The sequence below is a fragment of the Hyphomicrobium sp. genome (assembly GCF_051860585.1).
In the GTDB taxonomy this organism is placed as follows: Bacteria; Pseudomonadota; Alphaproteobacteria; order Rhizobiales; family Hyphomicrobiaceae; genus Hyphomicrobium_C.
In genome coordinates, this window is the sequence record NZ_JBHYDS010000010.1 from 29,334 (window position 1) to 54,961 (window position 25,628).

General features: G+C 62.2%; 31 protein-coding genes and 1 pseudogene. 20 read left to right on the plus strand and 12 right to left on the minus strand.

Going from position 1 to position 25,628, the window contains the following annotated elements; translation table 11 throughout:
• Positions 1-6: 6 nt before the first annotated feature.
• The 4 genes from ACTIFK_RS15570 to ACTIFK_RS15585 form a co-directional block, all read right to left on the minus strand.
• Complete coding sequence (locus ACTIFK_RS15570; protein WP_439544002.1) at positions 7-2,259, minus strand: AAA family ATPase; 2,253 nt, start codon at positions 2,257-2,259, stop codon at positions 7-9.
• Positions 2,259-3,011, minus strand: a complete 753-nt coding sequence (locus ACTIFK_RS15575) for a helix-turn-helix domain-containing protein (RefSeq protein ID WP_439544003.1) — start codon at positions 3,009-3,011, stop codon at positions 2,259-2,261. Before ACTIFK_RS15575 ends, ACTIFK_RS15570 begins: the two co-directional genes overlap by 1 nt.
• Before the next feature lie 314 nt (positions 3,012-3,325).
• Positions 3,326-3,898: an ImmA/IrrE family metallo-endopeptidase gene (locus tag ACTIFK_RS15580; protein ID WP_439544004.1), complete on the minus strand. Its 573-nt coding sequence runs from the start codon at positions 3,896-3,898 to the stop codon at positions 3,326-3,328.
• A 2-nt stretch (positions 3,899-3,900) separates the two neighbouring features.
• Positions 3,901-4,233, minus strand: coding sequence for a helix-turn-helix domain-containing protein (locus tag ACTIFK_RS15585; RefSeq protein ID WP_439544005.1), 333 nt, complete (start codon positions 4,231-4,233; stop codon positions 3,901-3,903).
• A 136-nt stretch (positions 4,234-4,369) separates the two neighbouring features.
• Between ACTIFK_RS15585 and ACTIFK_RS15590 the strand changes: the two genes are divergently transcribed.
• The 3 genes from ACTIFK_RS15590 to ACTIFK_RS15600 are packed head-to-tail and all read left to right on the plus strand — an operon-like array spanning position 4,370 to position 6,966.
• Positions 4,370-5,092 carry a multiubiquitin domain-containing protein gene (locus tag ACTIFK_RS15590; protein WP_439544006.1) on the plus strand — a complete coding sequence of 241 codons (723 nt, stop codon included), beginning with the start codon at positions 4,370-4,372 and terminating at the stop codon, positions 5,090-5,092.
• A 9-nt stretch (positions 5,093-5,101) separates the two neighbouring features.
• Positions 5,102-5,524: a hypothetical protein gene (locus tag ACTIFK_RS15595; RefSeq protein WP_439544007.1), complete on the plus strand. Its 423-nt coding sequence runs from the start codon at positions 5,102-5,104 to the stop codon at positions 5,522-5,524.
• Complete coding sequence (locus ACTIFK_RS15600; protein WP_439544008.1) at positions 5,506-6,966, plus strand: ThiF family adenylyltransferase; 1,461 nt, start codon at positions 5,506-5,508, stop codon at positions 6,964-6,966. The genes ACTIFK_RS15595 and ACTIFK_RS15600 overlap by 19 nt, the downstream gene beginning before the upstream one ends.
• Positions 6,967-7,172: 206 nt before the next feature.
• Here ACTIFK_RS15600 and ACTIFK_RS15605 read toward each other — a convergent pair whose 3' ends face one another.
• Positions 7,173-7,316 carry a hypothetical protein gene (locus tag ACTIFK_RS15605; RefSeq protein ID WP_439544009.1) on the minus strand — a complete coding sequence of 48 codons (144 nt, stop codon included), beginning with the start codon at positions 7,314-7,316 and terminating at the stop codon, positions 7,173-7,175.
• A gap of 210 nt (positions 7,317-7,526) precedes the next feature.
• On the opposite strand from ACTIFK_RS15605, the gene ACTIFK_RS15610 reads away from it, so the two are divergent.
• The 6 genes and pseudogenes from ACTIFK_RS15610 to ACTIFK_RS15635 form a co-directional block, all read left to right on the plus strand.
• Positions 7,527-8,354 carry a type IV toxin-antitoxin system AbiEi family antitoxin domain-containing protein gene (locus ACTIFK_RS15610; RefSeq protein WP_439544010.1) on the plus strand — a complete coding sequence of 276 codons (828 nt, stop codon included), beginning with the start codon at positions 7,527-7,529 and terminating at the stop codon, positions 8,352-8,354.
• Positions 8,351-9,220 carry a nucleotidyl transferase AbiEii/AbiGii toxin family protein gene (locus tag ACTIFK_RS15615; protein ID WP_439544011.1) on the plus strand — a complete coding sequence of 290 codons (870 nt, stop codon included), beginning with the start codon at positions 8,351-8,353 and terminating at the stop codon, positions 9,218-9,220. The genes ACTIFK_RS15610 and ACTIFK_RS15615 overlap by 4 nt, the downstream gene beginning before the upstream one ends.
• A 2-nt stretch (positions 9,221-9,222) precedes the next feature.
• The gene (locus ACTIFK_RS15620; protein ID WP_439544012.1) at positions 9,223-9,738 is read left to right on the plus strand and encodes a hypothetical protein; all 516 of its coding nucleotides are present in this window, start codon (positions 9,223-9,225) and stop codon (positions 9,736-9,738) included.
• A gap of 12 nt (positions 9,739-9,750) precedes the next feature.
• Entirely contained in the window at positions 9,751-10,194 is a 444-nt protein-coding gene (locus ACTIFK_RS15625; protein ID WP_439544013.1) for a hypothetical protein, read from the plus strand.
• Between the two features lie 148 nt (positions 10,195-10,342).
• Positions 10,343-10,786 (plus strand): phosphoglycerate kinase, encoded by a 444-nt coding sequence (locus tag ACTIFK_RS15630; RefSeq protein WP_439544041.1) that lies wholly within the window; start codon positions 10,343-10,345, stop codon positions 10,784-10,786.
• A 336-nt stretch (positions 10,787-11,122) separates the two neighbouring features.
• Positions 11,123-11,263 (plus strand): annotated as a pseudogene (locus tag ACTIFK_RS15635) (4Fe-4S dicluster domain-containing protein); the annotation flags it as partial.
• A 135-nt stretch (positions 11,264-11,398) separates the two neighbouring features.
• On the opposite strand, the gene ACTIFK_RS15640 reads toward ACTIFK_RS15635, so the two are convergent.
• Together ACTIFK_RS15640 and ACTIFK_RS15645 are read right to left on the minus strand one after the other, a co-directional pair.
• Positions 11,399-11,524: a hypothetical protein gene (locus tag ACTIFK_RS15640; RefSeq protein WP_281350931.1), complete on the minus strand. Its 126-nt coding sequence runs from the start codon at positions 11,522-11,524 to the stop codon at positions 11,399-11,401.
• Positions 11,525-11,696: 172 nt separating this feature from the next.
• The gene (locus ACTIFK_RS15645) at positions 11,697-12,608 is read right to left on the minus strand and encodes a LysR substrate-binding domain-containing protein (protein ID WP_244466410.1); all 912 of its coding nucleotides are present in this window, start codon (positions 12,606-12,608) and stop codon (positions 11,697-11,699) included.
• Positions 12,609-12,682: 74 nt separating this feature from the next.
• On the opposite strand from ACTIFK_RS15645, the gene ACTIFK_RS15650 reads away from it, so the two are divergent.
• Complete coding sequence (locus tag ACTIFK_RS15650; RefSeq protein WP_052224932.1) at positions 12,683-14,167, plus strand: NADP-dependent isocitrate dehydrogenase; 1,485 nt, start codon at positions 12,683-12,685, stop codon at positions 14,165-14,167.
• 91 nt (positions 14,168-14,258) lie between these two features.
• On the plus strand, positions 14,259-15,545 hold the full coding sequence (locus tag ACTIFK_RS15655) for a bifunctional folylpolyglutamate synthase/dihydrofolate synthase (RefSeq protein WP_439544014.1): 1,287 nt from the start codon (positions 14,259-14,261) through the stop codon (positions 15,543-15,545).
• 47 nt (positions 15,546-15,592) lie between these two features.
• Here ACTIFK_RS15655 and ACTIFK_RS15660 read toward each other — a convergent pair whose 3' ends face one another.
• From ACTIFK_RS15660 to ACTIFK_RS15670, 3 genes are read right to left on the minus strand one after another with little or no spacing between them, the layout of a single operon-like run.
• Entirely contained in the window at positions 15,593-15,904 is a 312-nt protein-coding gene (locus ACTIFK_RS15660) for a P-II family nitrogen regulator (protein WP_047558512.1), read from the minus strand.
• Between the two features lie 18 nt (positions 15,905-15,922).
• Complete coding sequence (locus ACTIFK_RS15665) at positions 15,923-16,918, minus strand: sodium-dependent bicarbonate transport family permease (protein WP_047558509.1); 996 nt, start codon at positions 16,916-16,918, stop codon at positions 15,923-15,925.
• Between the two features lie 45 nt (positions 16,919-16,963).
• Positions 16,964-17,350 (minus strand): hypothetical protein, encoded by a 387-nt coding sequence (locus tag ACTIFK_RS15670; RefSeq protein WP_197074896.1) that lies wholly within the window; start codon positions 17,348-17,350, stop codon positions 16,964-16,966.
• Between the two features lie 367 nt (positions 17,351-17,717).
• On the opposite strand from ACTIFK_RS15670, the gene ACTIFK_RS15675 reads away from it, so the two are divergent.
• Positions 17,718-18,071: a helix-turn-helix transcriptional regulator gene (locus tag ACTIFK_RS15675; RefSeq protein ID WP_439544015.1), complete on the plus strand. Its 354-nt coding sequence runs from the start codon at positions 17,718-17,720 to the stop codon at positions 18,069-18,071.
• A gap of 66 nt (positions 18,072-18,137) precedes the next feature.
• On the opposite strand, the gene nhaR is transcribed toward ACTIFK_RS15675, so the two are convergent.
• A complete protein-coding gene (gene nhaR, locus ACTIFK_RS15680) occupies positions 18,138-19,043 on the minus strand; it encodes a transcriptional activator NhaR (RefSeq protein ID WP_047558889.1) in 906 nt (301 codons plus the stop codon).
• Between the two features lie 113 nt (positions 19,044-19,156).
• Here nhaR and ACTIFK_RS15685 point away from each other — a divergent pair, with 113 nt between their 5' ends.
• From ACTIFK_RS15685 to ACTIFK_RS15720, 8 genes are all read left to right on the plus strand, one after another.
• On the plus strand, positions 19,157-19,486 hold the full coding sequence (locus ACTIFK_RS15685; RefSeq protein WP_206078112.1) for an HPF/RaiA family ribosome-associated protein: 330 nt from the start codon (positions 19,157-19,159) through the stop codon (positions 19,484-19,486).
• Positions 19,487-19,493: 7 nt separating this feature from the next.
• Entirely contained in the window at positions 19,494-20,084 is a 591-nt protein-coding gene (locus ACTIFK_RS15690) for a hypothetical protein (protein ID WP_052224914.1), read from the plus strand.
• Positions 20,085-20,148: 64 nt separating this feature from the next.
• The gene (locus ACTIFK_RS15695; protein WP_047558881.1) at positions 20,149-20,328 is read left to right on the plus strand and encodes a DUF465 domain-containing protein; all 180 of its coding nucleotides are present in this window, start codon (positions 20,149-20,151) and stop codon (positions 20,326-20,328) included.
• Positions 20,329-20,331: 3 nt separating this feature from the next.
• Positions 20,332-20,628, plus strand: a complete 297-nt coding sequence (locus ACTIFK_RS15700; protein WP_047558503.1) for a zf-TFIIB domain-containing protein — start codon at positions 20,332-20,334, stop codon at positions 20,626-20,628.
• 166 nt (positions 20,629-20,794) lie between these two features.
• Positions 20,795-21,685 carry a protease HtpX gene (gene htpX / locus ACTIFK_RS15705; RefSeq protein ID WP_047558501.1) on the plus strand — a complete coding sequence of 297 codons (891 nt, stop codon included), beginning with the start codon at positions 20,795-20,797 and terminating at the stop codon, positions 21,683-21,685.
• A 76-nt stretch (positions 21,686-21,761) separates the two neighbouring features.
• The gene (locus ACTIFK_RS15710) at positions 21,762-22,610 is read left to right on the plus strand and encodes a universal stress protein (protein ID WP_150978949.1); all 849 of its coding nucleotides are present in this window, start codon (positions 21,762-21,764) and stop codon (positions 22,608-22,610) included.
• Between the two features lie 51 nt (positions 22,611-22,661).
• A complete protein-coding gene (locus tag ACTIFK_RS15715) occupies positions 22,662-23,066 on the plus strand; it encodes a hypothetical protein (RefSeq protein WP_150978948.1) in 405 nt (134 codons plus the stop codon).
• Positions 23,067-23,087: 21 nt separating this feature from the next.
• Positions 23,088-23,882 (plus strand): hypothetical protein, encoded by a 795-nt coding sequence (locus ACTIFK_RS15720; protein WP_150978947.1) that lies wholly within the window; start codon positions 23,088-23,090, stop codon positions 23,880-23,882.
• Between the two features lie 482 nt (positions 23,883-24,364).
• On the opposite strand, the gene ACTIFK_RS15725 is transcribed toward ACTIFK_RS15720, so the two are convergent.
• A complete protein-coding gene (locus tag ACTIFK_RS15725) occupies positions 24,365-25,366 on the minus strand; it encodes a calcium/sodium antiporter (RefSeq protein WP_150978946.1) in 1,002 nt (333 codons plus the stop codon).
• Between the last annotated feature and the right edge of the window lie 262 nt (positions 25,367-25,628).

Consider the following 25,628-nt stretch of genomic DNA (forward strand, 5'->3'; position numbering starts at 1 on the left):
CCATCGTCAGGCCGGGCCGGCCTGGGACAGCTTTGCAAGGCCGTCGTAATGTAGGGGCGCGACAGCTTTGATCATCTCAAGGAGATAGCTGACGCTCTTCTGTGTTTCGGCGACGAGAGCCGGATCGAATCCTTTGCCGGTCGCGTGGGAAAGGTCGTTAGCGAATTTATAGACGACTGTCTTCTTCTGCGGATCGAAATCCACCGCCTCCATCTTGTCATACAGCGAAGCGTTGGAAGGCAGATGAAACTCGAGGAAAGTCTCGAGCACTTTCCGGGCGACATTGGGAATATGATAGGAGGACTGGATCGTACCGTCCGACCGGAATTCGTGGAGCACCTTGAATAGAAAATGATACTCGGTCGGATGCTCCATGAGGAGCTTGTCGAGCGGTGCGAGCCGGGCGTGCCGCCGATCCTCCGCCTCGGTGCAGACGAGCATATAGAAAGCACGCCTGTCCTTGCGCATATTCTTCAGCCAGTTCAGCAGCAACTGAAGAAAGTCGAAATTGTGCGTGAGGAGGAAGACCTGCTTTGCATCCTTGACCGCATTTTTCAGGAATCCGAAGGCCTGATACATGGACGCAGAATCAAGGCTCGATATTGGATCGTCTATAACGACGACGCCTTCGGCGAGATCAAAACTCTGGTCCCTCAGCTGCACGAGAAAATGCAGGAAGGCGATTGCGGTCTTCTCCCCCTCTGACAAGCGGCTCGCCGGCTTGCCGTGGCGGTGTACGCGATAGCCGTCCTTGTCAGATTCAAACTGCAGATCGGTGCGACCGAGGAAGGAACGCAGACTCGCCGTCAGGGCTGCGCCGCCAGCGTGGGCGCTTGAAATCTGCGCCTGCTTCTCTTCTATCGACGAGGTAAGAGCTTTCACACTGCGTGGATCAGTCTGGTCGGCCGAGCCATCCGTCAGCCCCGTTGCGAGCGCACGCTGCTCCGCGATCGCGGCATCAAACTCGCGGACCTGGTCCGCGACGGTGGAAAGATAGTGCTTCTCCAGAGCGGTTCGCGCAGCCGCCTTGGCTTCGTCGAAACCTGCGCACTTCGCGTTATGCCGCGCAATTATGTCGCCGATCGCTTCTGCCGCTGCCGTCATCGGCACGATGTCAAGGGTGACCGGATCGCTGTAGGACCGCGCACGCTCACGTAGTTTGCGATCGAAGGCAGCGCGCACGTCTGCAAGCTGCCCGGATAGTGCCGCGCGCGCCTGTGAGAAGTCTGTGACCGCGGCGTCATAGCCATCCCGCAATTCGGCGTAGAGCAGCGCCCGCGCTGGAAGCGTCCACCCCGCGAGGGTGTCGGTAATGCTTGTGACCCGCCCGGTAGCGGCTTCAATTTCCTCTTTGAGGCGCTGATCCTCCGCACCAAAATGCTCGGCGAGCGCAGCCAGACGCGCCGGGGGAAGAGTCTGATCGCAAAATGCGCAGCGGTCGGTGCCGTGCGCTTCATGCAGATGTAAACCCTCCTCGGCCCAGGCAGCGAGCGCGGGCGTTTCGGCAAGCCGCGCGATAGCGCCTTGCTGCGCCGTGCGGACGGTGAGGACGCCGAGCTGGCGCGGTAGTGCGCCCGCCATGGTAAGGATGTCGTCCGTGTCGGCGCCGGTTCTTAACTGCGGCGCCGTGAAGGGAGGCAGCGCCTCCATCTGTTCCTGCCGAACAGTCGCGCGGTGCGTATCGAGCGCATCCTGCGTCAGCGCCGCCGGGTTGGGGTCCTGCGCGAGCGCCCGTTCAGCGTCCGGCTTGCGATACTGGCGCAGCGTACTGCCACTTGTCGCCTCGCCAATGGTCTTGGCGATTGCAGAGAAGAGCTTTCCCTTGTCGTTCTCCAGTTTCTCCACTGACGCGTTTGCTGCATCGATCCTCTTTGTACGGTCCCGATGAAGGGCTTTCTCGCGGCTGACTTCATCGACGAGGGCGCGATTTTCTTTGCCGACGATAAGAATCGGTCGCAGTGGCCCGTCGAATTGCCCGATATTGGCTTCGATGTAATCGGCATTGAAGACGCGGACAGCGCGCGAGAAGTTTTGGGCGGGTGTGACCTGCCCCGTGGCTGTAGCAATGGTGAAGTTCAAGTCCGGGTGGTCGTCGTGCCGGCCCGTCTCAAGCACCGCAAAGAGCCGCGACAAAGTCGTCTTGCCTGACCCGTTCTCGCCGTAGATGACATTGTACTGTCCAAAGGACGCAAGGTCCGCCGCCGCCGTGTAGCTGGCAAAGACGCCGAGGCCCTCAATCTTCCGGATCGCGGTCAGCATCAAGACGTCGCCTTGCCTATTAGCGCGCTGATAGGCGGCAGAAGGTACGGCTGACCGTAATCTACGGGCACGCGCACCGTTGTCTCGCCGTACTCACCGGGCGGTCCCAGAACGACAGAGATGCGGCTCTCAGAGGTGGACGCTTCATCCTTGGGAGGCAGTGATGACCGCTCCGGAAGTCTCCGGAAATAACGAGCCTCGTAGACCCATACGTCGTTGCCTTTGAGGAGGACGAGCAGCTGGCGCAGGCGGCGGCGCAGCGCCAGCTCTTCCGCGAGAGGGATTTCATCGAGAATGTTCCGCTCGGACCAGGTCAGGCCCCGCAGCAGCGAAAGCAGCTCTTCGGCGTAGGCGCCGGTCTCCTCAGTAAGCGTCACGTCAATGACACCGGCGAGATCGTGACTGCTCCGTGCCGCCTCGTAGAGGCTATGTTCGTCAGCTGTTGCCTGCGCTATCTCAAAATCGAAACGCGGGATGAGCTGCTCTTTGTCCCAGCCGATATTCGCCAGGATGCTTTCGGCCGGCGGCGGCATCGAAGAGGGAAGCACCGCAATATGCTCACGCCGCGCTCCGAGCGCGCGCGCCAGGCGGTCCAGGGTTGCGAGGGGCACAGGCAGGTTTTCATTTTCGATCTTGCGCAGGGTGCGCATACTCACCCCGACCTCGTTCGCGAGCTCCTTCTGGGTGGAAAGCCTATCGAGCTGCGTGCGCAAGCTCTTTATGGCCGCGCCGCGTGTTTCAACCTTTCTCATCTTTGTATCCTCCTGGCGCCGGGCCATGTTGCTTGAGAGGACTATAGCAAAGGTGCTGCGCGGCTGGGAGGACGCTGACCGGCATATGAGCGGCAAGCTGCCGGCACATACTTATGGAAACAAGTATCGGACCGCGGTGCCTCTCTCGCTATGCTGGGACGGCCTTGCGAGTGTCGCGCACCGTTTGCTTCAGGGATGCCAGTTGATCTGCCAAGACCGGCTGCGCCTGATGAATGAGCGCGTTGCGGGCAACGTATAGATCATCAAGCAGTTTCACTGCAGCCTTCGGATGAGGGTGCCCGGCGGCCGTCAGGCTATCCCCGGCTATAGGCGAGTTGCCGGTTGATGCCCGTGATGTTCCGGCGCATCCGGAGCAGGTCGGTGCTGACCCCGAAATGACGGGCCAGGGCGGTGTCTCCCTGGCCCGCCTTGATAGCCTTGAGCAACGCCTCGCGCGGCAGCAGCAGCGCGCCCGCGAGGCAGTTGGCCTCCTCCTCGTGAACAGCGTTGTACTCGTTCATCATCATGTGCCCGTCGGGCGTGTGGAAGACGTGCGCGGGTTCGTGTTCGAGAATGATGTGAGAAAGCTCATGCGCCAGTGAGTTGTTCCGGCGCCCAAGCTCAGGCGCACTGTTCAGGATGACGGCCGTTACGCCGTCAGACTGAATCGTGACGGCGTCCCAGCTGTCCGGATCGCTCATCGTCAAATGAGTGAGTACGTCCTTCTTCATGCCGGGGATGTCGCCCGGTGCCCACACTACGATGTTCAGATGCCGGGCCAGGACAAGAGGATCGAGCGGCGCCGCGCGGTCAAGCCCGAGATCGCGGCGGTAACTCGCCGCGGCGTTCTCGCACCAGGTCTTGAATCCGCGACGCAGCTGGGACACGGCTATTGCTCATTCTGCCGCAGGTCCGCCATGGCCGCCTGCGCGATCAGGATCATCTGCGCGAGGTTCTGCGCCGTCTTCGCGCTGACCGTCGGCTTCTTCCTGAAGTGCACGAGAGCTTTGGAGGTCGGCGCGCTGCCGACACCCACAACATCTTCGACGTTGATGCCCAGCCACCGGCATATCCTTCTGTAATTGGCCAGGTCCGGCATAAAGCCACGCTCGACGCGCGAGAGCGTCGCGTGGCTGATTCCTATTTCCTTAGCTGCTGCGCGAATGCCCTGCTCACCGCGCTTTTCTTTCACGCGCAGGCCGAGATTCTCCAGCGTTACCATGTCATTGGCTCCCTCCATGGATTACAAGTAAGACAACGGTTGACATTTAATCCAATCGATTCCATGCTGTCTTACATATGATCCACGGTCGCACAGTGCGAATCGGCGGTCAACAGATTCGATAGGAGCATTGCCTATGTCTATTCTGGAAAATGAAACCGGCGCCGCCGATGCCGCCCGCGGCCAGAAGTGGCCGGTCGAGATCGCCGGCCCCGACCTCGTCTTCACGCGCCATGTTCTTCGCGACCCGATGCCCACGGGCCGGCAGATCATCGCCGCCGCCGGGCATCGCGACCCGGCCGGCTACATCGTTCTGCAGTGGCTGCCGGACGGCGCTCTCGAGGAGCTCCGCCTTGAGGAGCTCACCGACATCGTCGCTCGCGGCGTGGAGAAGTTCATCGTCGTGGAGAGCGACCGCAGCTTCCGCCTCGACGTCGAAGGCCTGCGTCTCGAATGGCCGTGCGCGCTGATTTCAGGCGCGACGGTGAAGGCGCTCGCGGGCCGGCCCGCGGAGGACCTCGTCGTCGTTCTGGAGCGGCCGGGACACCCCGATCGTGAACTCGATGACGACGACATTGCCGACCTCGCCGGTATGGGCGTCGAAATCTTCAAGCTGCGCCCGCGGCCTCTGGAGGTCGAGATTTTCGTCAACGAGAAGCCGGTGACCATTCGCCGGGGCGTCCGCACCGGCCTTGAGATCAAGCAGGAGGCGATCGACGATGGCGTTGCCATCCAGCTCGACTTCGTCCTCAGCCTTGAGACCGGTCCCGGCCAGACCCGCATTATTGGCGATCGCGACCGCGTCCGGGTGAAGCCCGGGCAGCGCTACGTCGCCATCGCCGACGACGACAACAGCTAGGCGTCTGTCATGAGTCCCGCGGTCGAAAAGGCGATTGAAGCGATCCGCGGCCAGTTCGGCCGGGACAACGTGCTAGTCGCCGCCGACCGCGAGGGCGGCGCCTATGTCATCGTGGAAGGCGTCCCGCTCGGGGCGCCTTTTGCGCAGGACGACAGCTGGCTCGGGTTTCATATTCCGTCCACCTGTCCTTATGCCGATGTCTATCCGCACTTCGTCCGCTCCGATCTTTCCCGCCGTGATGGCGGCGCACTCGGCGAAGGCATTTCAGGCAACCACAACTTTCCCAGCCCGGACGCGCTGAAGACGCCCGGGGCCATGCCGGCGCGCGCCGCCGTGCAGATTTCCCGGCGCTCCAACCGCAAAGATACGGCTGGGATCGAGACGCCGCTGCATAAACTCCTGAAGGTGATCCAGTGGCTGAAGTCGCGATGACTGAAAACTGGTCGCTGACCATCCCCGAGCCGCTGTTCGAGACCCTGCAGCGCCACCTGTTCCCCGGAGACGGCGACGAGCACGGGGCGGTTATGGTGGCTGGCCTGCAAATGTGCGCCGGCGGGAAAGTCCGGTTACTCGCCCGTGACGTTTTCCTGGCCGAGGATGGCGTGGACTACGTGCCGGGCAAGCGCGGCTACCGTATGCTCAAGGCGCAGTTCATCCAGCGCCATATCCTCAGCTGCCGGGATGAGCGCCTTGTCTATCTCGCGATTCACAATCACGGGGGCGCGGGAAGTGTCAGCTTTTCTTCTGACGACATCGCCAGCCACGAGCGCGGCTATCCTGCTTTGCTCGACATAAGCCGTGGCAACGCTGTCGGTGCTCTCGTGTTCGCGCAAGGCGCGGTGGCCGGTGATATCTGGCTTCCCGGCGGTCGCCGGGTTTCGCTCGATCGGGCCGAGATCATCGGGCGGCGGCGCACGATTATCCGGCCGGCGCCGATTGCGCGCCCGGGTAATGCCGATCCGCGGTACGACCGCCAGACCCGGCTGTTCGGCGATGCCGGCCAGGCGATCCTCGCCGGCGCGAAGGTGGCCATCATCGGCCTTGGCGGCGTCGGATCGCTTGTGGCCGAGTATTTGGCGCGCCTGGGTGTTGGCGCCTTCGTGCTGATCGACCCCGACCGGCTCGACCCGAGCAATATCCCGCGTGTCGCCGGCGCACGCCGGAGCGATGTGTGGTGGACGCTCAGCGGACCGTATGCGCCCTCATGGCTGCGCCGGATGGCGCTGGCGCATTCGACGCGCAAGGTCAAAATCGCGCGGCGCGTCATCAGGCAGGCCAATCCCGGCGCGCGCATCGAGGCGATAGCGCAGAATATCCTCGATCCCGTCGCCGCGAAGGCGATTATGGAGTGCGATTACATCTTCCTGGCCGCCGACGAGATGCGTGCCCGGCTGCTTGTCAACGCGATCGTCCATCAGTACCTGATCCCCGGCGTGCAGATCGGCAGCAAGATCTCGGTAGATGCCGGCGGCACGCTGACCGACATCTTCAGTGTCGTCCGTCCGCTGCGACCGGGCATGAATTGCCTGTGGTGCAACCAGCTTATCAATCCCGGCAAGCTCGCCGACGAGGCGAAGACGGGGCGCGAACGTAAGGGACAGCGTTATGTTGATGATGACGAGGTCGTTGCGCCCAGTGTGATCACGCTGAATGCTGTAGGAGCGGCGCACGCCTGCGATGACTTCCTTTTTTTCATGACGGGCCTCAGCAACCCGGACTTGTCCCTGGATTTCGCGCGCTATGACAGCCGCGCGCGGCTTATGTCCTTGTCCTCCCCTCGCGCTGATCCGGATTGCCCTGAATGCGGCTGCGCTCAGAATGCCCGGCTAGGGCACGGCAGCACAGGCCCCGATTTGCCGCTCTTCGCCGGTTGAGAGGGCGCCTCCCTGGCGGGACCGGGCTTTACGGCTGCCGCCGCGGAGCCAGCGTCTCCGCCCTTACGGGTGACGATCCCTGGCGCAAAGGCAAGACAGGGACCGGGGGCGCCGCCCCCGCCCTGGGCACGCGTTCTTCCGGCCGGTCAGGGCCGCGTCCGGCTGCAGGGCGGCACGCCCCGCCCGGTCCGCAGCCCGTCCCGCCGCTAACGCGTACCGACCCGGCCCCCGTTCTCGGCGAAGGCCAGCGGTGCAGGTCTGCACCGGCTTTTGATCATCAGCGCGATCATGATGATGACGATCTGCAAGACGGGTCTGGCTTCGTTGATGGCGGTGATGATGATCATCATCATCATGCTCATCATCGGCGGCACGGTTTAGGTTTTTCTGTTTTTCCGCAGTGTCCCTTGGCAATTCAGCTGCTTTTCAAACCGGGTTCAGGAGAAGTGGGTGAGAAAATTGTTATTGAATATCCGCACCTTATGCGGATTTTAATGAATGATTTGCTCTTAGATGTAAAATCATGTTGAATATTCCGCGCTAGAAGCGGATAATGAGACATGGTTCACGATCAACGATCCGCCCTGTCCACCTATATGTCCGGCCTGCTGTCGGGCGGACGCGTGGTCTTCACCGGGAGTGAGGCAACGCAGTCTCTCGCTGTCGGGAGGGGCGCCTTCCTTGACGCCGCCGAGCGCCTGCAGAAGCGAAAGTCTCTCCTCAACCCCCGGCAGGATTTTTATGTGGTCGTGCCCCCGCAGTTTGCCTCGTGGGGCGCGCCGCCGCCGCCGTGGTACATCGATGCACTCATGCGCCATATCGGCGAGGCTTACTATGTCGGCCTGCTCAAAGCCGCCGAGCTCCACGGCGCGACGCATCAGGCGGTGATGGAGTTCCAGGTCATCACGGCGCGGCGTTTGGCCAAAATCCATGCCGGGCGAAACCTAATCGCCTTCTACTACCGCAAGGACATGGAGAGCGTCGCCGCCGGCGTCGAGGACCGCAAGACGGACACAGGGATCATGCGCGTCTCCGGCGCGGCGCTGACGGCCCTTGATCTGCTGCGTTATCCGCAGGCAGCGGGCGGTCTTGATAATGTCGCCACCGTCCTCACAGACCTTGCCGAGAAAATCGACGGCGCGCAGCTCGCCACGCTGTCGGCCGCCACCGAACGCCCGGTCATCCAGAGGCTCGGGCACCTGCTGGACCGCCTGGGCCATGGCGCGCGCGCGGAGGCGATGCACGCCGCCGTCGCCGCGCGCGGCCCATTCAGATGGACCGAGCTTGATCCGGCGGCGGCGCGCGATCCGGACTTCGCGCTACCGGTGCAGGAAAGGGACGAACGCTGGCATATCCTGGTCAGGCGCGCGCCGGAGATTGATGAATGATCCCGGCTCAGAACATTATCGCCTGGGGCACCGTCGCACCATGGGCCGATCAGCGTCAGATCGAACAGGATCTGATCATCAGCCGGGCGCTCGTGGATATATTCGGCGATCCGGCCCTGCGCGACGCGCTGCGCTTTCGCGGCGGGACGGCGCTGAACAAGCTGCATTTCGCGGCGCCGCTGCGCTATTCCGAGGACATCGATCTCGTGCGCACCTCTGCAGGGCCGATCGGGCCGGTGCTCGACCGGCTGCGCGCTGTGCTTGAACCCTGGCTCGGGCGAGCGCAGTTCGATCAAAGCCCGGTCGCGCCCAAGCTTCGTTTCCGTGCCGAGGCCGAAGACGGAAGCGGCGTGCCGATCCGCCTGAAGGTTGAGATCAACACACGCGAGATCGAAGCTTTCGACGCCGTCGCCGAAATGCCCTTCAGCGTCACCAACCCCTGGTTCACGGGGACCACCACCATCCCGACATTCTCGCCTGAGGAAATGCTGGCGACGAAACTGCGGGCGCTCCTGCAGCGGGACAAGGGCCGTGACCTCTTCGACCTTTCCCACGCGCTCGCCGCGTTCGGCGGGCTCGATGAGGGACGCGTCGTCGCCTATTTCGGGCGCTACCTGGCTCTCGCGGAGCAGGCGATTTCCCGCGCGCAGGCGCAGGAGCGGATGTTCGCGAAGCTCGCCAATCCGCGCTTTCTGCTGGATATGCGGCCGTTGCTGCCCGCAGAGCAGGCGCAGGCCCTCGATGAGGCCGCTGTCGCCGCCGCGTTTACCGCCGTTTATGCCCGCTTCATAGACCGGCTGCCGGGCGATCCCTGGGCAAGGGCTGATGAGATGAAGACGCGGTTCGGAATTGTCACGGAGACGTAGTGATGGGCTTTGCGAACGAGGCGCGCGGATTGAGGATTCCGGGTACCGGATTCTCCTATCTCAGCGAGGGAGCCTACGGCATCATATTCGTGGACAGGCCGGCGGGCCGCATCACGAAAATCTACAAAAGGCGTCCGGAAAAAGATCATGCGCGCGCAGTCTTCAAAGCCGAAGCTGATGCGTATGGTCTCGCAGCTTTGTCACCGGCGGTGGCGGCCCTCGTGCCCAGCAATTTCCGGCCCTGCCGTGTGCAGCAGATCATCGACAAGGAGGGGAAGGACGTAACAGGAGAGTTCTTCCCTGATCTCGCTTTCGAGACAGACTTCGTGGAGGGGCGTTTTTTCAAGATCGGGGAGATCAATAACCGCGATGAGGCGCAGCGGGTGTGCCGGTTGTTTCACGGTGCGGGCATCCATTACACGATCGATATGTCAGTGACGATTGGCCCCGATGGCAATGTTCTGAAAGCCATTGATTTCGCCACTGAGGAACATGAGCTGATGCATCCCGGGTGGTAAGCGGTTCGGATCATGAAACGCAGCCCGAAGCACGCACGCCGCCCGCAACTGCCCGCCATAGTGCCCGGCGACTGGCGCGGCGAAATCGCCGGCAGCTGTTCCGTGAATTTCGGGCAGGCCGTGCAAGACGGACCACCCCGGCAGTCGGTCGAGTTCACCTACATCATCCTGCCCGTCTTGCTGACCATGCCTGAAGGCCGCTTCACCTGGCCCGGCGTGGTCATGATCATGGCGCCGACGCCGCTGAAGACGGACTGCGAAGATGCCGGCAGCCTGTTCAAAGCACCGAACCTTCCCTCACTCAGCCTGGCGCTCGACGTCACGCGCGCTCAGTTCTCCGACCTGTTGCGTATGCTAGAGGCCAAACGCCTGCGGGATTTTCACTTCACGCTGGAAGCCGGAGAGGAAGACGCCTGGACCGTGCGCAGCTGGGGTATCGGCGCAAGCTTCGGCTGATCGACGCCGCGTGGCACTCAGGGCATACACGCCCCTTTTGTCAGTCCTTGTTCGTTGACGCCCTGCGGAAAGGTGCGGTCATGCCGGGCGGCGCTTTGCCGTCAATGGTCCGCCCGCACCACCCGCCGTGCCGGCGGCCGTGTTGACCATGACGGCGGCAGCTTATGCCGCCCGGCCTTTCGTCCGCGTCCTTCGGGACGATCAACAACGAACGAAAGGAAAGACAATGGGACTGGATATGTACGCCTCGACGCTGGAACGCGCGCCGGAAAGACCGGTGGATTTTACCGCCGATGGTGCTCACGAGCTTCACTACTGGCGCAAGCATCCGAACCTGCATGGCTGGATGGAGGCTCTCTATCGCGCCAAGGGCGGAACCGACCTCGACTTCAACTGCGTCAACCTGCAGCTGACCGGCGATGATATCGACGCGCTGGAGGCCGACATCAAGGCGGGGAATCTGCCGCCGACGAGCGGCTTCTTCTTCGGCGCATCCGACGGCACCGAACATGACGACGATCTGCGCTTCGTCGCCAAGGCACGGGAAGCCCTCGCGGCCGGACTCGCGGTATTCTATTCGTCGTGGTGGTGACGAACGTGCTGCGGCGGTCTAATGGGGCCGCCGCAGCTTCCTCATAAAATCATAACGCCATTTCAATAACATAGTGGTGCCCATCTTTATCTCGTCCGGCGCGCCACCTACGCTAGGCTGCGACCGCTAACCCTACGATGCGATGCCATACGCATGTGCATCCGATCGTCCTCCCACGAGGTGCCGCCCCAGCGTTGATGAAATTGATAACTACATTTCCGCTGGGGCGCTATGATATTCGAGCCGCGCACTCGCGGCAGCGTCCGCCGGCATCCGAAACTCCGCAAAGCCACTACGACCGATCGCAGATGGTGGGCTGAGAACGACGAAACCGAGATCTACAAGCGCGAGGAGGACGGTGTCGTCCTCATAGACCAGCATAAGTGCCGCGGCTGACGCATGTGCGTGTCCGCCTGCCCCTACAAGAGGATCTACTTCAACTGGTCTTCCGGAAAATACGAGAGGTGCACGCGCTGCATCCGCACGTTGAGGCGGGTATCGGTCGCGACGAACTACTGGACGCTCAGGCCGCACTTAATGGCAAAGAGAAACTTCTCGATCAATGACGACGGCCGTTGCCAAACGGCATCTGCCAAGGTTCGAAGCGGGTTCTTATTGCGGCGGCGCGGGTTGCGGTGAGCCACCGAAGCCGAACCAGCCGGTGGCATAGCCGATCACGATCAACACCACGGCTAAGGCGATCAAACCTAACCAGAGGTTCCTGCCCGAGAAATTCATCGTTGGCTCCTCCCCCGCCTGTCGCGAGATTAGGGGTAGGTACTGATCTACGCTTCAGCGCAGTGCACCACCCCAAATGTACAGTAGCCCAAGTGCGGACTCTTGAGAAGACGATCAACGAATCCATGACATCGCGTTACGGGTGCGACTGGCCATCAAAGTGAAGCACGCCTCAATGTTCAAGCTCTCGAACGATCGTGTCTCGCAGCCGGGCAGCAGCGGGGTTCAGGTCAGGTGCCTCGATCAGCGCCATCTCCGTGTCCTTCAGGTCGGGAAGTCCAAGAGCTTCATCGTTGAGAATGGCGAGATCCGTTGGCACCATCTCCTTTGGCAACACGGTGATGCCGAGGCCCGCACGAACGGCTGCGTGCGTGCCGGCCAAGGAGCCGCACGTATAGGCGACACGCCAAAGGCGCCCCATCGTGTCGAGCGTATCGGTTGCCCGCTTGCGGTAGACGCACGGCCGCGGCGAGACGATGAGCGGAAGCGGGCCCTCTGTCTCTGCGATCTGCCGGTCGGCGGCGACCCAGACCAGCGGTTCCCGCCACACGCGGATGCCGCCCATCGCGCCTGAGGGCTCCCGTTTGACCAGCGCGATCTCGAGACCGCCAGCCCGGAAGCGCTCGAATACCTCGAGCGTCAACTCGCAGGTCACTTCCAGGGCAACCCGGGGATGGGCGCGCGCGAACTTGGCCAGCACGCTCGGCAGGTGGCTGGTCGCGAAGTCCTCTGGCGCTCCGAGGCGAACGACGCCGGAAAGTTCGCGCTCGGTAAAGCGCCCGACCAACTCGTCGTTGAGGCGCAACAGGCGCCGGGCGTGGTCCAGCAGCAACTCTCCCTCGCTTGTCAGCGACAGGTGTCGGGGAGTCCGTTCGAGCAGCTTCGCCCCGAGGCTGTCCTCCAAACGCTTCATTTGCAGCGAGATGGCCGACTGGCCGCGCCGCAGCCGCTCGGCGGCCCGCGAGAACCCTCCGCATTCCACAACGGTCACGAAAGCGCGCAAGAGGTCGGGATGGATATTCATGCACGCATCCATGATGTCATTGACGATCGCAATCTTAGCGTCGAGAACAATCAATTTCAACAATTCATCCTTGGTCTCTATCCTGCCTTCGTTCAGAGACGCACTAGGAGGGATCGATGATGAGCACTCGGCTCATGTTGGAAGGCCTTACCGACTTGGAGAACCCGTCCGGGAGGCATGGCGCCGTTCCGGTCACAGTCGCCTTCGGTGACGGCATCGGGCCGGAGATCATGAAAGCCAGCCTCAAGGTCCTGATTCGGGCCGGCGCGAACATCGCCATCGAACCGATCGATATCGGAGAGCGCCTCTATCTTTCAGGCAACACCTCCGGGATCGGACCGGAAGCCTGGGATAGCCTGCGGCGCACCAGGGTCTTCTACAAGGCGCCGATCACGACGCCGCAGGGCGGCGGCTACAAGAGCCTCAACGTGACGGTGCGCAAGACCCTCGGCCTGTTCGCCAACGTCCGGCCCTGCGTCGCCTATCAACCCTTTATCGCGACGAAGCATCCCGGCATGGATGTGGTCATCATTCGCGAGAATGAGGAGGATCTATATGCGGGCATCGAGCATCGGCAGACCGACGAGGTCTACCAGTGCCTGAAGCTGATCTCGCGGCCGGGTTGCGAGAAGATCGTCCGGTACGCTTTCGAGTACGCGCGCGCGCACGGCCGCCGGAAGGTCACCTGCTTCACGAAAGACAACATCATGAAGATGACCGACGGCCTGTTCCACACGGTCTTCGACGAAATCGCCGCTGACTATCCCGGTATCGAGAACGAGCACTGGATCGTCGACATCGGCGCAGCGAAACTGGCGGATACGCCGCAGGCCTTCGACGTGATCGTTATGCCCAATCTCTATGGCGATGTTCTGAGCGATGTAGCCGCCCAGATCGCAGGCTCCGTCGGCCTCGCGCCGTCGGCCAACATCGGCGAGCAATGCGCCATGTTTGAAGCGATCCACGGCAGCGCACCGCGGCGAGCCGGCCAGGATGTGGCCAACCCCTCCGGCCTTCTCTTAGCCGGTGTCATGATGCTGGCGCATATCGGCCAAACCGAGGTGGCCAGACGCGTGCACAATGCCTGGCTCAAGACGATCGAAGACGGCATTCATACCTATGATGTTTTCAAGGAAGGCGTATCCAAGCAGAAGGTCGGCACAGCAGCCTTTGCCGAGGCCGTGATCGAGCGGCTTGACCATACGCCGAAGACGTTGCGCAGTGTCGCGCCTGGCGCTGCGTCAAAGCCTTTCGCCGTGCCGCAGGCCCGGCCAAAGAAGCCGGCTAAGAAGGAATTGGTCGGGATAGACGTCTTCGTCCATGCAACCAAGCCCGTGGACGAACTCGCCCGCGATATGCAGGCGGCGACCAACGAATTGTTCGCGCTCACCATGATTACCAATCGGGGCGTCAAGGTCTGGCCGGATGGTCTGCCCGAGACCTTCTGCACCGACCACTGGCGCTGTCGCTATCTCGCGCGGCCGAGCAAGCAATTCAACAAAGCGATGATCGTGGAACTGCTCAAGAATCTCACCTATACGGGTGTCGACTTCATCAAGACTGAGCATCTTTACAATTTTGATGGGGAGCCAGGTTTCTCACTTGGTCAAGGTCAATGAAGAATTCGCGCTAGGCTCAGGACCTGTTAATTCGTTAATTGGCGGGCGAGTGTGATTCAGAGTGGTTGCAGTTGATGTCGTCCTTGCGCGCTTGCTCGCGCTCCATCCCAAGCGGATCGATCTCTCGCTCGACCGCATGTGGTGCCTTCTTGGCCGGCTTGGCCATCCTGAGCGCCGCCTGCCGCCGGTGATTCATGTTGCCGGCACCAACGGCAAGGGTTCGACCGTTGCATTTCTGCGTGCGATCTTGGAAGCGGCTGGGTTCGGCGTACATGTTTACACCTCGCCGCATCTGGTTCGCTTCAACGAGCGCGTCCGTCTTGCACGGCTGGGTGGCAGCGTGCTGGTTGAGGATGACGAACTGGCGGATGCCCTTGCGACCTGCGAACGCTTGAATGCCGGCGATCCGATCACCTTCTTTGAGATCACCACGGCGGCGGCTTTTCTGCTCTTTGCACGCAATCCCGCCGATGTGCTTCTGCTTGAAGTAGGCCTGGGTGGACGGCTCGACGCGACGAACGTGGTCGACTGCGCGCTCGCGACCGTAATCACTTCTGTCTCGCATGACCATCACGAATTTCTGGGCGATACGATCGAGCTGATCGCGGCGGAGAAATCGGGCATTCTCAAACGCGGTGTGCCGGCGATAATCGCACCGCAGTCGCAGCAGGCGCTCACGGTGATCGAACGACACGCCGAGCGTCTCCGCACGCCGCTGCGGATTGGTGGCAAGCACTGGAGAGCGACGCCTGATCGCGACCGCATGGTCTTTCGGGACGGCAACGGAATCATGGAGCTGCCTGCGCCGCGTCTGGTTGGCCGTCATCAGCTCGATAACGCAGGCACGGCGATAGCAACGCTACGCTGCATTCATGCGCTCAGGATTCCGGACACAGCCATTGAGCAGGGGCTCACCAGCGTCGAATGGCCAGCTCGCATGCAGCGCCTCGCCCGTGGCCGGCTCGTAGAACTCGCGCCGGAAGGCGCTGAACTATGGCTGGATGGCGGCCACAACCCTGACGGCGGCCTTGCGGTGGCGAACGCTCTGGCCGATCTTGATAGGCGCGTCTCGCGGCCGCTCATACTCGTCGTCGGCATGCTCGCGAACAAGGACTGCCAAGGCTTTCTCATGAACTTCGCCGGCCTTACCCGTACCGTCATCGCAGTGACAGTCCGGCAGGACACGGCTTTGCCAAGCGAGGAGATCGCGCATATAGCTCGCGGCATCGGCATTTCGGCGGAGACCCGCGACAGCATCGCGGAAGCGATTGCCGCCATCACCGCGCTTGGCCTCGATCCGGCACCGCGAATCCTCATCACCGGTTCGCTCTATCTTGCCGGAGAGGTGCTTGCCGCGAACGGCCTACCATCCACTTGAGTGGTCAGACGTGGCGCATTTGGAAGGGATGCCCTGCCACTGCTTGCTTAGAAATGCTCGTCGCGAATAACCTCGACGTCGGAAACCACCACGATCCCGGCGTAGTTTTCGAGGAGCGGCTGCGATTGTTCGACGATCAGGTTCGCGATCTCTTCGGCAACGATGACGATGATGAGCATGTTGCGGAACACGTCCGAGAGATGTCCTTCATCTCGGACGCCGCGGTTGCCGCGGCCGGAGACGTCGGGCACGATGGTGTAGCCCTTGGCGCCGACCGCCTCGATCATCTCGATGATCGCGCGGGCGCGCGCGGCCTCCACGACAATATCGATCCTCTTCTTCCGGTAGAGCTGCACCATAGGGATGTTCCTCTTGCTTCACATGCCTGCAATCCATTGTGCGGCCGCGTGGTAGAGTGGGATTCCGACGATCAGGTTGAACGGGAACGTTACGGCCAAGGACAGGGGGACATAGATCGCCGGATTGGCCTGCGGCAATGAGAGGCGCATCGCCGCGGGAACCACGATATAGGAAGCGCTGGCCGCGAGCACGGCGACAAGCGTCATGCCGCCGAGAGAGAGGCCGATGGCATGGGATGCGAACAGCCCGATTAAGGCTCCGATGAGAGGCATATAAAGGCCGAACGCCACCACCGGCCAGCCCACCGCTCTGAAGTCGTGCAGTCGGCGTCCGACAAGCAAGCCCATGTCGAGAAGGAAGACGGCAAGCACGGCCTTGAACGGATCGACGATGGCCGGCGCCATAACGGTCATGCCATTGTCACCAGTGATCCAGCCGATCGCCAGACTGCCGCCGAGCAACACGACGCCGCCGCTCAGGAACACCTCGCGGGCGACTTCTCTCGAAAAGAAAGGCGCGCTCGACGTGGTCGGCGCGGCGGCGCTAGAGCGACGAGCAAGTAGAAGGCCGGTCACGATGGCCGGCGTCTCCATGAGGGCGAGCATTGCCACCACGTAGCCCTCGTAAGGTATGGCACGGTATCCCAGAAAGCCGGTCGCCGCGACGAAGGTCACAATGCTGACGGAACCGTAGTGCGCCGCGACGGCGGCCGCGTTCGGAATATCGAGCCGTGTAGCGGTGCGGAGCAAGGCATAAGCAAGAACAGGCAGGCTGAAACTGAGCACGAGCGCCAGGGCCATCGCGACCGCGACTGTGCCGGCCACGCCGTTGGTAGCGAGCTCAACGCCGCCCTTGAAGCCGATCGCCAGCATCAGGTAGAGCGACAGGCCCTTGCTGATTGGCTCGGGGATGGCGAGATCGGATTTGAGCCAGCCGGCGGCGACACCTAAGGCGAAGAACAGCACCATCGGTGACAGGAGGTTGCCGATGGCAAGCTGGAGCAACGTATCCACAAGGACGCTTCCTATTGTATGCTGGTCAAGATGTGAGAAAGGAATTCAAAGTGCTCGGTCGCGTTCGGCAGGTCCAGTGAGCGCCTCCCACGCTCCAGTCGCTGTGTTCCACGTCAAGGGTTGACCGATCAGGCCCGGGAACAACTCTCGCAGCCGCTCGGTATGAAGCAAAGCAGAACGGCAGTTGTCGTCCGCATCGAAGACAGGAATAAACTGCAGAGTCCTGGGCTGTTGGTGTGGCGCCTGCTCCTCGATCAGGGCTGACACCAGTGTTTTGCGTGTCGTAACGAGGTCGGATGATTTCCTTGCATGATCAGCATCAACCCAGCACAGGCACCATATTCCACTCACGCCGACGCTTTCGCGAATCTGGAATTGGCACGCGCGAGAAGCCAAGCCCACGCCGCATATTTCAGGCAGCGCGTCCACCATCACGGGGTCTATCCATACTCCGACCAACCGCCGGTCCTGTTGCGCATGCACTGTCGGGAGCCGCGCGCGCTGAAATGCCAGAAACTCTCCCGCCTCCCGGCAAGCGCGGGGAACGTCATCACTGGACCGGACCAGGAGCAAGAAGCAGTTGGCGAAGTCTGACACCGGCAGCACTCCTTGATTGCCCCTCTGGCGTCGGGCGGTTCGTATGCGTCTGGCGGTATGACCCGGTCAGGTCGCGCCATCGCCTTCCGGACACGGGTGACCAGGACATGATTAACCGTTATTGCCCCTACATACGAACTTCATAACACGATATAAAAGACACGAAATCAGTTTCGCACTTTCCTTATAGGGGCTCTCGCGGATGCAGGCAATGGCAAACTCCAAATCTGATACCTCCTCTGCCAGCTGGACCTTTCTGACCAACCACGCCCATGTGCTGCTCTGCCTGGTCGAGAAGCCGGCAGCGAGAATGCGCGAGGTTGCAGTCCGGGTCGGCATCACGGAGCGCGCCGTGCAGCGCATCGTCGCCGAATTGGAGGAGGCAGGGTATCTCAGCCGCATGCGTGAAGGTCGCGCCAATCGCTACCTCGTCCATGACAACTTGTTCCTCCGGCATCCGGTCGAAAGCCATTGCACCATCGCCGGACTGATCGGGATGGTGACCGGAAGACGAGCGCACGCCCAACCCTCTCGCAAAGGCGCTCGCCGGGCTTGACCGCATCTATCTTTGTCTTCGTCGTGGGCGATTGCGGCGAGCGATCCGCTTGAGACGAGACAGGGGCTAGCGCTTGTCGTCGACGAACAGTTCCGTCTTCGCTGCTTCGCTGATCGCCACGACGGCCGGATGGGTCAGTTTGCGTTCGATGGAGATGGCGTAATATTTTGCTGCGACGCTGTCGGCGCGGCCGATGATTTCAGCTTCATATTGGCTGCGAATCTCGTCGGCCAGTACTGTCGGTGCAGGGAAAATACCAGCACCCGCCTTGCCGAAGGCCTTCATCAGCGCGGTGTCGTCGAACTCGCCGACAATGCGCGGTTCGATCTGATGTTCACTGAACCACCGCGTAAGCGCCCCCCGCATGGTTGCGCCATCGCTCGGGATGAGCATGGGGGCGCCGTGGAGGGATCGTGGAAAATCCTTCCGATAGCGTGCGACTAGTGGGCGCACGGCATAGAAGGCGATCGGTGTGCGCCCGAGAGCGTGGCTGTAGCCTTTCACCCCCAGTTCGGAGGGCAGCGGCCGGTCGGCGATCACGAGATCCATCTTGTGGATGGCGAGTTCCGCGAACAGCCGATCCAGCTTGTCTTCCCGGCAGATCAACCGCACACGCCCGGCACTAGTCAGTGCCGGAGCGAGCAGGTGATAGGCCATCGACTTCGGCACGACGTCCGCCACCCCTACCCGTAAGAGCATGTCGCTGCGGCCGGGGCGGTTGCGCACCGTCTCCTCCAGCTCTCTTCCGATCTGGAAGATCTCGTCGGCGTAGGAAAGGGTCAACTGCCCCGCCGCAGTCAATTCCAACCGCCGCCCGGCGCGGCGGAACAGCTCGGTTCCGAGCGCTTCCTCCAGCGTGCCGATCTGGGCGCTGATGGTCTGCGGCGCCAGACGCAGCTGCTCGGCGGCGCGCGCAATGCTGCCGGCCTTCGCGACCTTCCAGAAATAGTGCAGCTGCTTGTAATTCAACACGGCCGGCCAATCCAATCAGCAGTTTTTTTCGACTGAAACACACCGGATTATCTGCTTTTTTTGATGATCGATCAAGCCTAGATACTGCGCGAACTCGGCTGGTGGATGGAGGAATGATGAGAATCGCGATTCAAGTGCGTAACGCGGACCTCACAGAGGAGCTGCGTGAGCATGTGGAATATCGGCTGGCATTCGCACTGTCGCAATTTCCAGAGCACATTCGCGGCGTTGCCGTAGTCTTGTCCGATATCAACGGACCGAAGGGCGGCATAGACAAGCGCTGCAGTCTGCGCGTTCGGCTGAACGGGCGGTCAGATATCGTCATCGAGGAGACAGAGGCGGACTTTCATGTCGCGGTGAATCGCGCCGCGGATCGGGCCAAGCGGACTCTGGGGCGCCGCCTGCGGCGCGTGCGCGACACCTTCAGTGAACGGGCTTCGTGAGGCGGTGATGCGCAGCCCCCTCCATAAGCATCGGTTTTCGGCGCTGGCCGTCTCGGCTTTGAGCAAGGTGCGGGCGCGCACCTGGCTGATCCTGGTTGCCGCCGTTGTCGGGATCCTCGGTCTGGTGACCTGGGCCGGGATCGCGTTGCTGTCCTGGTTGTGGGGGCAGTTTCCGACGGCAACCGAGGCAGGCAGGCGCCTTGCCAACGATGCGGCGACGCAGATCGAACAGGTGGTGCCAGGCCTGAAAGAACAGATCGGACAGTGGGTGCCGGATCTCGCGGAAAACCCGCCGGCGAGCGACGTCAGCGGCACCGATGCGGGGCCCGTGCCGCGCTTTCCCGGCCTGGTGCGCAGCTATTTCGCGCGCGGGGAGAAGACGGTCGAGGTCCGCTATGCCGGGCGCGCCGCTTTTGAGGCCGTGCGAGCGCACTACGTTCAAGGCTTCGCGGCCGCAGGATACGCCCATGAGGTGGTGAATGGATCGCCCGAGGCCGAACATCACCGCTTCAAGCGCGACCAAGAGTCAATCGATCTCTTGCTGTTCCGCCAGGTGGAGGAGCGTGTGGAGATTCGTTTGACGGTTCCGGCTCAGTAGGAATTTGGCGAGGAGTACCGCGAGGACCACATCTCAAACAACCAACCGGAGAAAGGCTATGAGTATGAGTGCTTTGATATACAAGCTGACGGTCGTCCACGGCCAGCTCGACGATGCGATTCGACACGAGCACAAGCGGCGTTTTCCCGACGGCATCAGACTGCTGCGGCTGAAAAAGCTCAGGCTCGCGGTGAAGGATCGCCTGCAGTTGCTCGTCCGCTTCGGTCGGCAGGAGAGGGTTTGAACCATGCGAACCGAGGAAACTGTGGCGGCGATGCCCTGTCCGACCTGCAAGACCGGGTTGGTGCTGTCCGACCGACAAGGCGTCGAGATCGACTATTGCCCGACCTGCCGCGGAGTGTGGCTTGACCGGGGCGAGCTCGACAAGATCATCGCTCGCAGCACCGAAGATGCGTCGCCTGCAGCCCGCACGACCGGGTCGCGCGAAATCCGTGAGCAACGCCACTACGACGATGACGATGATCATCGCAGCTACGGCCACAAGAAGCGCAAGAGATCCTTCTTGTCAGACTTTTTCGACTGAGGGGAAGCGCCGTGCGCGCCACGCGGATGGCCGGACGACGACGGCAGACGTGGAGCATCAGCGCTTCAGGCGCAGCGGCAAGAGGTCAATCGCTTCGCCGCTACGCCGAGTTGGGCGCGTGGGACTATGAAGATTCTGGTCGCAGACATTTCGTGAGGAGCGCCGGGTGAAACGCATTGCGCTTTTTCTGGCAACCAATTTGGCCGTGGTGCTGGTGCTGTCGATCACCCTGCGCTTGCTGGGGGTCGAACCCTACCTCAACGAACAGGGCCTCAATCTCAACGCTTTGCTCATCTTCGCGGCCGTCTTCGGCTTCGGCGGCGCCTTCATTTCCCTTGCCCTCTCGAAATGGACGGCCAAGCGTGCGGTCGGCGCCCAGGTCATCTCCCAACCGAAGACGCCGATGGAACAGTGGCTGGTGCAAACCGTCGCCCGCCAGGCCCAGGTCGCCGGCATCAAGATGCCCGAGGTTGCGGTCTACGACTCGCCGGAGGTGAACGCCTTTGCCACCGGCATGAGCAAGAATGCCTCCCTCATCGCCGTGTCGACTGGCCTCTTGCAGCAGATGAGCCGGGAAGAGGCCGAGGCGGTGCTCGGGCACGAGGTGTCGCACGCCGCCAATGGCGACATGGTGACGATGGCGCTCATCCAGGGCGTGGTCAACACCTTCGTCATGTTCCTGTCGCGGGTGATCGGCCATGTGGTTGACCGGGTGGTGTTCAGGACCGAGAGCGGTCACGGTCCTGCTTTCTTCGTCACGATGATTGTCGCCGAATTACTGCTTGGCGTCCTCGCATCGATCATCGTCTTGTGGTTCTCCCGCCAGCGGGAATTCCGCGCCGACCGGGGTGGCGCCGAGCTCGCCGGCCGGCGGCACATGATCGCCGCCCTGCGCCGTTTGGCGGCGCTGCAGCCGGCGTCTCTGCCGGACAAGATGGCCGCATTCGGCATTTCGGGGACGGCACGGGGCGGACTGATGCGCCTGTTCAGAACGCATCCGGCTTTGGAAGAGCGGATCGCAGCGTTGGAAAACGCGGATAAGGAATTTGCAAGGTGAAGATGAAAGCGGACGCAAGGTGAGCCGTGTGATGCGGTCAATGTGAAGCAGCAGATCAATTGAGGAGATAAGAAGAATGGCTTTCAAGGACGCCTTGCTCCAGTTGAGCAGCTATCCGGAGCCGACGTCGGCCGCGGCAATCGAGCAAGCTGTCGTCTTCGCCGGGGCGCTGGACGCGCGCATCTCAGCGCTCACTTTCAAAATAGAGATTCCGACCGCCCGTAACGTGCTTGCGAATACGCTGCTCGACATCCCGGGAATGGTTGCGGCCGAGCGGCAGAAAAGCGCGGCCAATGCCCAGGCTCTGATCAGCACGTTCAAAGGCATGGCGACGAAGCGCGGCGTTCCACACGAGCAGATCGTCGAGTCGTGCACGACCTCGCAGCTGGCGGCCATCGTGACCGAACATGCCAGGATGCACGATATCACGATGATCCCGATCGGCGAGCAGGCGACGCTTCAGCAATATGTCGCCGAGAGCGTGATATTCGGCTCTGGACGCCCCACGATTATCCTCCCCGAAGTACCAGAACGCAGTGGTTCCTTGTCTTTCGACGTCGTCGGAGTGGCTTGGGATTTCAGCCGGGCCGCGGCACGGGCGGTGGCCGATGCCCTCCCGATCCTGGAGCGTGCCAAGACGGTGCGGGTGGTGACGATCACACAGGAAAAGACGATTGATACGAACCACTCAAGCGCGGACCTGGCGAAGCATCTCGCCTTTCATGGCATCGAGGTTGTCCTGGAGGAGGAAGAGGCCGCCGGGCGGACGATCGGGCAAGCTCTCAAAGAATATACGACCGCGCATGCAATCGACCTGCTCGTGATGGGGGCCTACGGGCACTCCCGCCTGCGCGACTTCATCCTGGGTGGCGCGACGAAGACCATCATCGCCCACCCGCCATCGCCGGTGCTCCTGTCGCATTGAGGTGTCGCGTCGACTGCTGCGCGACGGCGGAGAGCCAGGACGACAACGCCAATGATCATCAACGGCTATGGGCTGGTGGTCTTTGCGGCCGGCACGGAGAGAGCCATGATCTTCAAACTCGCATCCATTCAGGGGTTTTGCGCGCCAGCGGTGCGTCAAAAGAACCCTGTATATTCTCGTTCGCATGCGACTGGCGGTCACCGTCAGCCCACAGCTGCCGGCACCGCCAAGGTGCTGGATCGGCAGCTTGCGCCCCGGCCGCATTCACACTGGCACGTCAATCCTGCCATGGGTCGCACTGAATGTCGCTGGTGCGTCGAGGACGACTTGCCGCGCGACACGGGTTGGCAGCAACTCGGCCTGATACACGCAGTTTACCAGATGAACCGCGCGGAAATCCTGAGAGCAACGGCCGAAACAACTCCTATGATATACGAAGGTATATCGACGCGATAGGCACCGGGCAGCAATGCGGCGTTGGATACGCTCGCCTCACTGATCTGGACCGACGCGCCGATCACGGTGCGGATCGGGCCCGAGAACGCCGATCTCGCCCTCCCGCCGATCGCCACGGTCGGCAAGGTGCTGGACGCGTCGGTCGATGGCGGCGTGCTGCGGATCGCGTTGGCTGACGATACCGCCGATCTGAAGCGACCGTTGCTGGTCGATCGGTTCGCGGGCACGGGCGGGATCGAAGGCCCGGCGGAATGGGACGGGATGTTGAAGCCGCGCGCCTGGGGACGGTGTTTCAACGTCGTCGGCCGACCGATCGACACCGCAAATAACATCTGGTGCTTCGCCGAGCCGGTCAACGCCCGGTACCTTCATTTCGACGTCACCCAACCCACCGGCCAGCCGATCAGCGCCGGGATCGTGATGGTTGGAAAGGCGTTTCGGCCCGCCCTCGGTCAGGAATGGGGCGCGGGGCGTCGCCCGATCGACACGGGCTCCGTGACGCCGTTGCTGTCGGGCGGCTTCTCGATCGTCGAGGGCGCGCGCAAACGGCACCTGAATTTCACGCTGGGCGACCTGAGCGAAGCGGAGGCCGACCAGCTCGAAGACCTCGCGCTCGATCGCGGCGACTCGGAGTGCAGCCGTCGACGCTCTACCGGCATATACCGGGCGGGCGCAGCTCGCTTATGCGCGACCCGATTGAGCGGTGATGCGCCTGCCGCTGCGCGGCACCGTGGCTCTACTCGCTTCGCTCCCCGAGCCCGCGAACGGTCTCGGCCTGCCGGTGACGATCCACATGGCGGGACCGAGAATCTCTGACGCGGATTTCGGCCGAATCCTGCCGGCGCGGACGCGCTGGCATGGGGAAAGGGAGCGCCGCCCCCTCTCCCCAGCAACGACAATCAGCCGGGCCGTGGCTCGCTTCGCTGCTGTAGCGTGACACGAATTGCTGGAGTCTTTGACAAGAGATTCTGGAGCACTCCGGTTTTGCATTGAGAGGCTTCTAAGCGGTCGCTTACGCGTCGCAAAGAGTCTTCTCAACCAGCCGGTCTAGACCCATTCCTCCATCCCGATCTCCCATCGGGTCTGTTTGCGATTGCGCCGTTCGAAGGCGCGCCAACGCTCGAACAGGCCGTAATGGATGCGCTGGCGCAGACCGGGGGTGCGATCGACATTTTCGACGATCAGCGCCTGGCGCGAGCTGCTGGGCGACCTCCTCGACAGTGATGGTCGGATCGGCGGGCCGTATCCGGAATGGAAAGCGCGCTTGCACGTCGAGCCCGAGCCACTCGGGTGGGCTTTTACGAGGCAGAAATGATCCAAGCGACGTAGGCCAGATAGATTCCGCAGAACGTAGCGCCTTCGGCACGGCTGATCTTCCGGCCCGTCCAAGCGAAAAGCATTAACAGCCCGGAGGCGACGAGCATCGCGGGCATGTCAAACTGGGCAATTCGCTCCGGCACTGGCGTAGGCGCGATCAAAGCAGTGAAGCCGCCGATGCCGAGTATGTTGTAGATGTTGGAGCCGAGCACATTGCCGAGCGCGACGTCAGACTGCCGGCGAACGGCCGCGACCAACGAGGTGACAAGCTCCGGCATCGAAGTCCCCACAGCGACGATCGTGAGTCCGATCAACGCCTCTGACAGCTCAAGGACGCGCGCGAGTTCGACCGCGCCGTCGACGAGCAGCCGCCCGCCGAAGATGATCGCCACCAGTCCCACGATCGCGATGGCCACAGGTTTGAGCCATGATGGTGCCCCGCGGTCGCGCGGCGCGGCCGGGCGGAGCGCCGAATCGACGCCTTCAATGGCTTCAGCTTTCTCGAACGCGGCAGTATGGTCGCCCGCAACGGCGGCCACCGTGCGCTCCTGCCGGTACGCGTAGGCCATGTAGACCACAAGACCGAGCACGAAGGCGCCGCCGACCCAACGCTCCAGCCCTACCGTCCAGCCAACCACCAGAAACATGAGCGCCGTCACAACCACGAACAGACCATCTCGTTTCAACGCGTTCGTCTGCACTGCCAACGGAAAGATCACAGCCGATAAGCCGAGGATCAGCAAAATGTTGGCGATATTCGATCCGACAATATTGCCGACCGCAATGCCGGACGATCCGATCAGAGCCGCCTGTACGCTGGTCACCAGCTCGGGCGTCGACGTGCCGAAGCCGACCAGTGTCAGCCCGATTAACAGGGGCGACACGCCCATCTGCTCCGCCAGCCTGACCGATCCGCGCACCAGCAGCTCCCCGCCCCCGATGAGCAGCGCCAGACCTCCGATGAGGAGCAGTGCGATGTCCACGCCGCTTTGTCTCCTAACGCTTCACGGTGTCACGGGTTTGTTGGGCAAAAGCGCCATTCGCTCCCGCTCATTCCACCGCTATGGGACGCCTCGCCTATCGGAGGAAGGGAGCTGTGCGCATGCAAGCGTGCTCGGGTCGTATCGGTCAGCCTCTCTTCTCCTGCGACAACATGCGCTAAGATCAGAGCATTTCCGAGAAGTTGCGCCCTGCCTAACGTCCGGTCCGAGCGGGAGGTCAGGTCGGAGGCTATTAGTCCGAGCT

What these genes read in the sequence shown, in the direction of transcription:
- ACTIFK_RS15570 (WP_439544002.1), bottom strand. Translation starts at nt 2,259, where the DNA reads ATGCTGACCGCGATCCGGAAGATTGAGGGCCTCGGCGTCTTTGCCAGC.
- ACTIFK_RS15575 (WP_439544003.1), bottom strand. Translation starts at nt 3,011, where the DNA reads ATGAGAAAGGTTGAAACACGCGGCGCGGCCATAAAGAGCTTGCGCACG.
- ACTIFK_RS15585 (WP_439544005.1), bottom strand. Translation starts at nt 4,233, where the DNA reads ATGGTAACGCTGGAGAATCTCGGCCTGCGCGTGAAAGAAAAGCGCGGT.
- ACTIFK_RS15590 (WP_439544006.1), top strand. Translation starts at nt 4,370, where the DNA reads ATGTCTATTCTGGAAAATGAAACCGGCGCCGCCGATGCCGCCCGCGGC.
- ACTIFK_RS15595 (WP_439544007.1), top strand. Translation starts at nt 5,102, where the DNA reads ATGAGTCCCGCGGTCGAAAAGGCGATTGAAGCGATCCGCGGCCAGTTC.
- ACTIFK_RS15605 (WP_439544009.1), bottom strand. Translation starts at nt 7,316, where the DNA reads ATGATGATCATCATCACCGCCATCAACGAAGCCAGACCCGTCTTGCAG.
- ACTIFK_RS15610 (WP_439544010.1), top strand. Translation starts at nt 7,527, where the DNA reads ATGGTTCACGATCAACGATCCGCCCTGTCCACCTATATGTCCGGCCTG.
- ACTIFK_RS15615 (WP_439544011.1), top strand. Translation starts at nt 8,351, where the DNA reads ATGATCCCGGCTCAGAACATTATCGCCTGGGGCACCGTCGCACCATGG.
- ACTIFK_RS15620 (WP_439544012.1), top strand. Translation starts at nt 9,223, where the DNA reads ATGGGCTTTGCGAACGAGGCGCGCGGATTGAGGATTCCGGGTACCGGA.
- ACTIFK_RS15625 (WP_439544013.1), top strand. Translation starts at nt 9,751, where the DNA reads ATGAAACGCAGCCCGAAGCACGCACGCCGCCCGCAACTGCCCGCCATA.
- ACTIFK_RS15630 (WP_439544041.1), top strand. Translation starts at nt 10,343, where the DNA reads ATGACGGCGGCAGCTTATGCCGCCCGGCCTTTCGTCCGCGTCCTTCGG.
- ACTIFK_RS15640 (WP_281350931.1), bottom strand. Translation starts at nt 11,524, where the DNA reads ATGAATTTCTCGGGCAGGAACCTCTGGTTAGGTTTGATCGCCTTAGCC.
- ACTIFK_RS15650 (WP_052224932.1), top strand. Translation starts at nt 12,683, where the DNA reads ATGTTGGAAGGCCTTACCGACTTGGAGAACCCGTCCGGGAGGCATGGC.
- ACTIFK_RS15660 (WP_047558512.1), bottom strand. Translation starts at nt 15,904, where the DNA reads ATGGTGCAGCTCTACCGGAAGAAGAGGATCGATATTGTCGTGGAGGCC.
- ACTIFK_RS15670 (WP_197074896.1), bottom strand. Translation starts at nt 17,350, where the DNA reads ATGGTGGACGCGCTGCCTGAAATATGCGGCGTGGGCTTGGCTTCTCGC.
- ACTIFK_RS15675 (WP_439544015.1), top strand. Translation starts at nt 17,718, where the DNA reads ATGCAGGCAATGGCAAACTCCAAATCTGATACCTCCTCTGCCAGCTGG.
- ACTIFK_RS15685 (WP_206078112.1), top strand. Translation starts at nt 19,157, where the DNA reads ATGATGAGAATCGCGATTCAAGTGCGTAACGCGGACCTCACAGAGGAG.
- ACTIFK_RS15690 (WP_052224914.1), top strand. Translation starts at nt 19,494, where the DNA reads ATGCGCAGCCCCCTCCATAAGCATCGGTTTTCGGCGCTGGCCGTCTCG.
- ACTIFK_RS15695 (WP_047558881.1), top strand. Translation starts at nt 20,149, where the DNA reads ATGAGTGCTTTGATATACAAGCTGACGGTCGTCCACGGCCAGCTCGAC.
- ACTIFK_RS15700 (WP_047558503.1), top strand. Translation starts at nt 20,332, where the DNA reads ATGCGAACCGAGGAAACTGTGGCGGCGATGCCCTGTCCGACCTGCAAG.
- ACTIFK_RS15710 (WP_150978949.1), top strand. Translation starts at nt 21,762, where the DNA reads ATGGCTTTCAAGGACGCCTTGCTCCAGTTGAGCAGCTATCCGGAGCCG.
- ACTIFK_RS15715 (WP_150978948.1), top strand. Translation starts at nt 22,662, where the DNA reads ATGATCATCAACGGCTATGGGCTGGTGGTCTTTGCGGCCGGCACGGAG.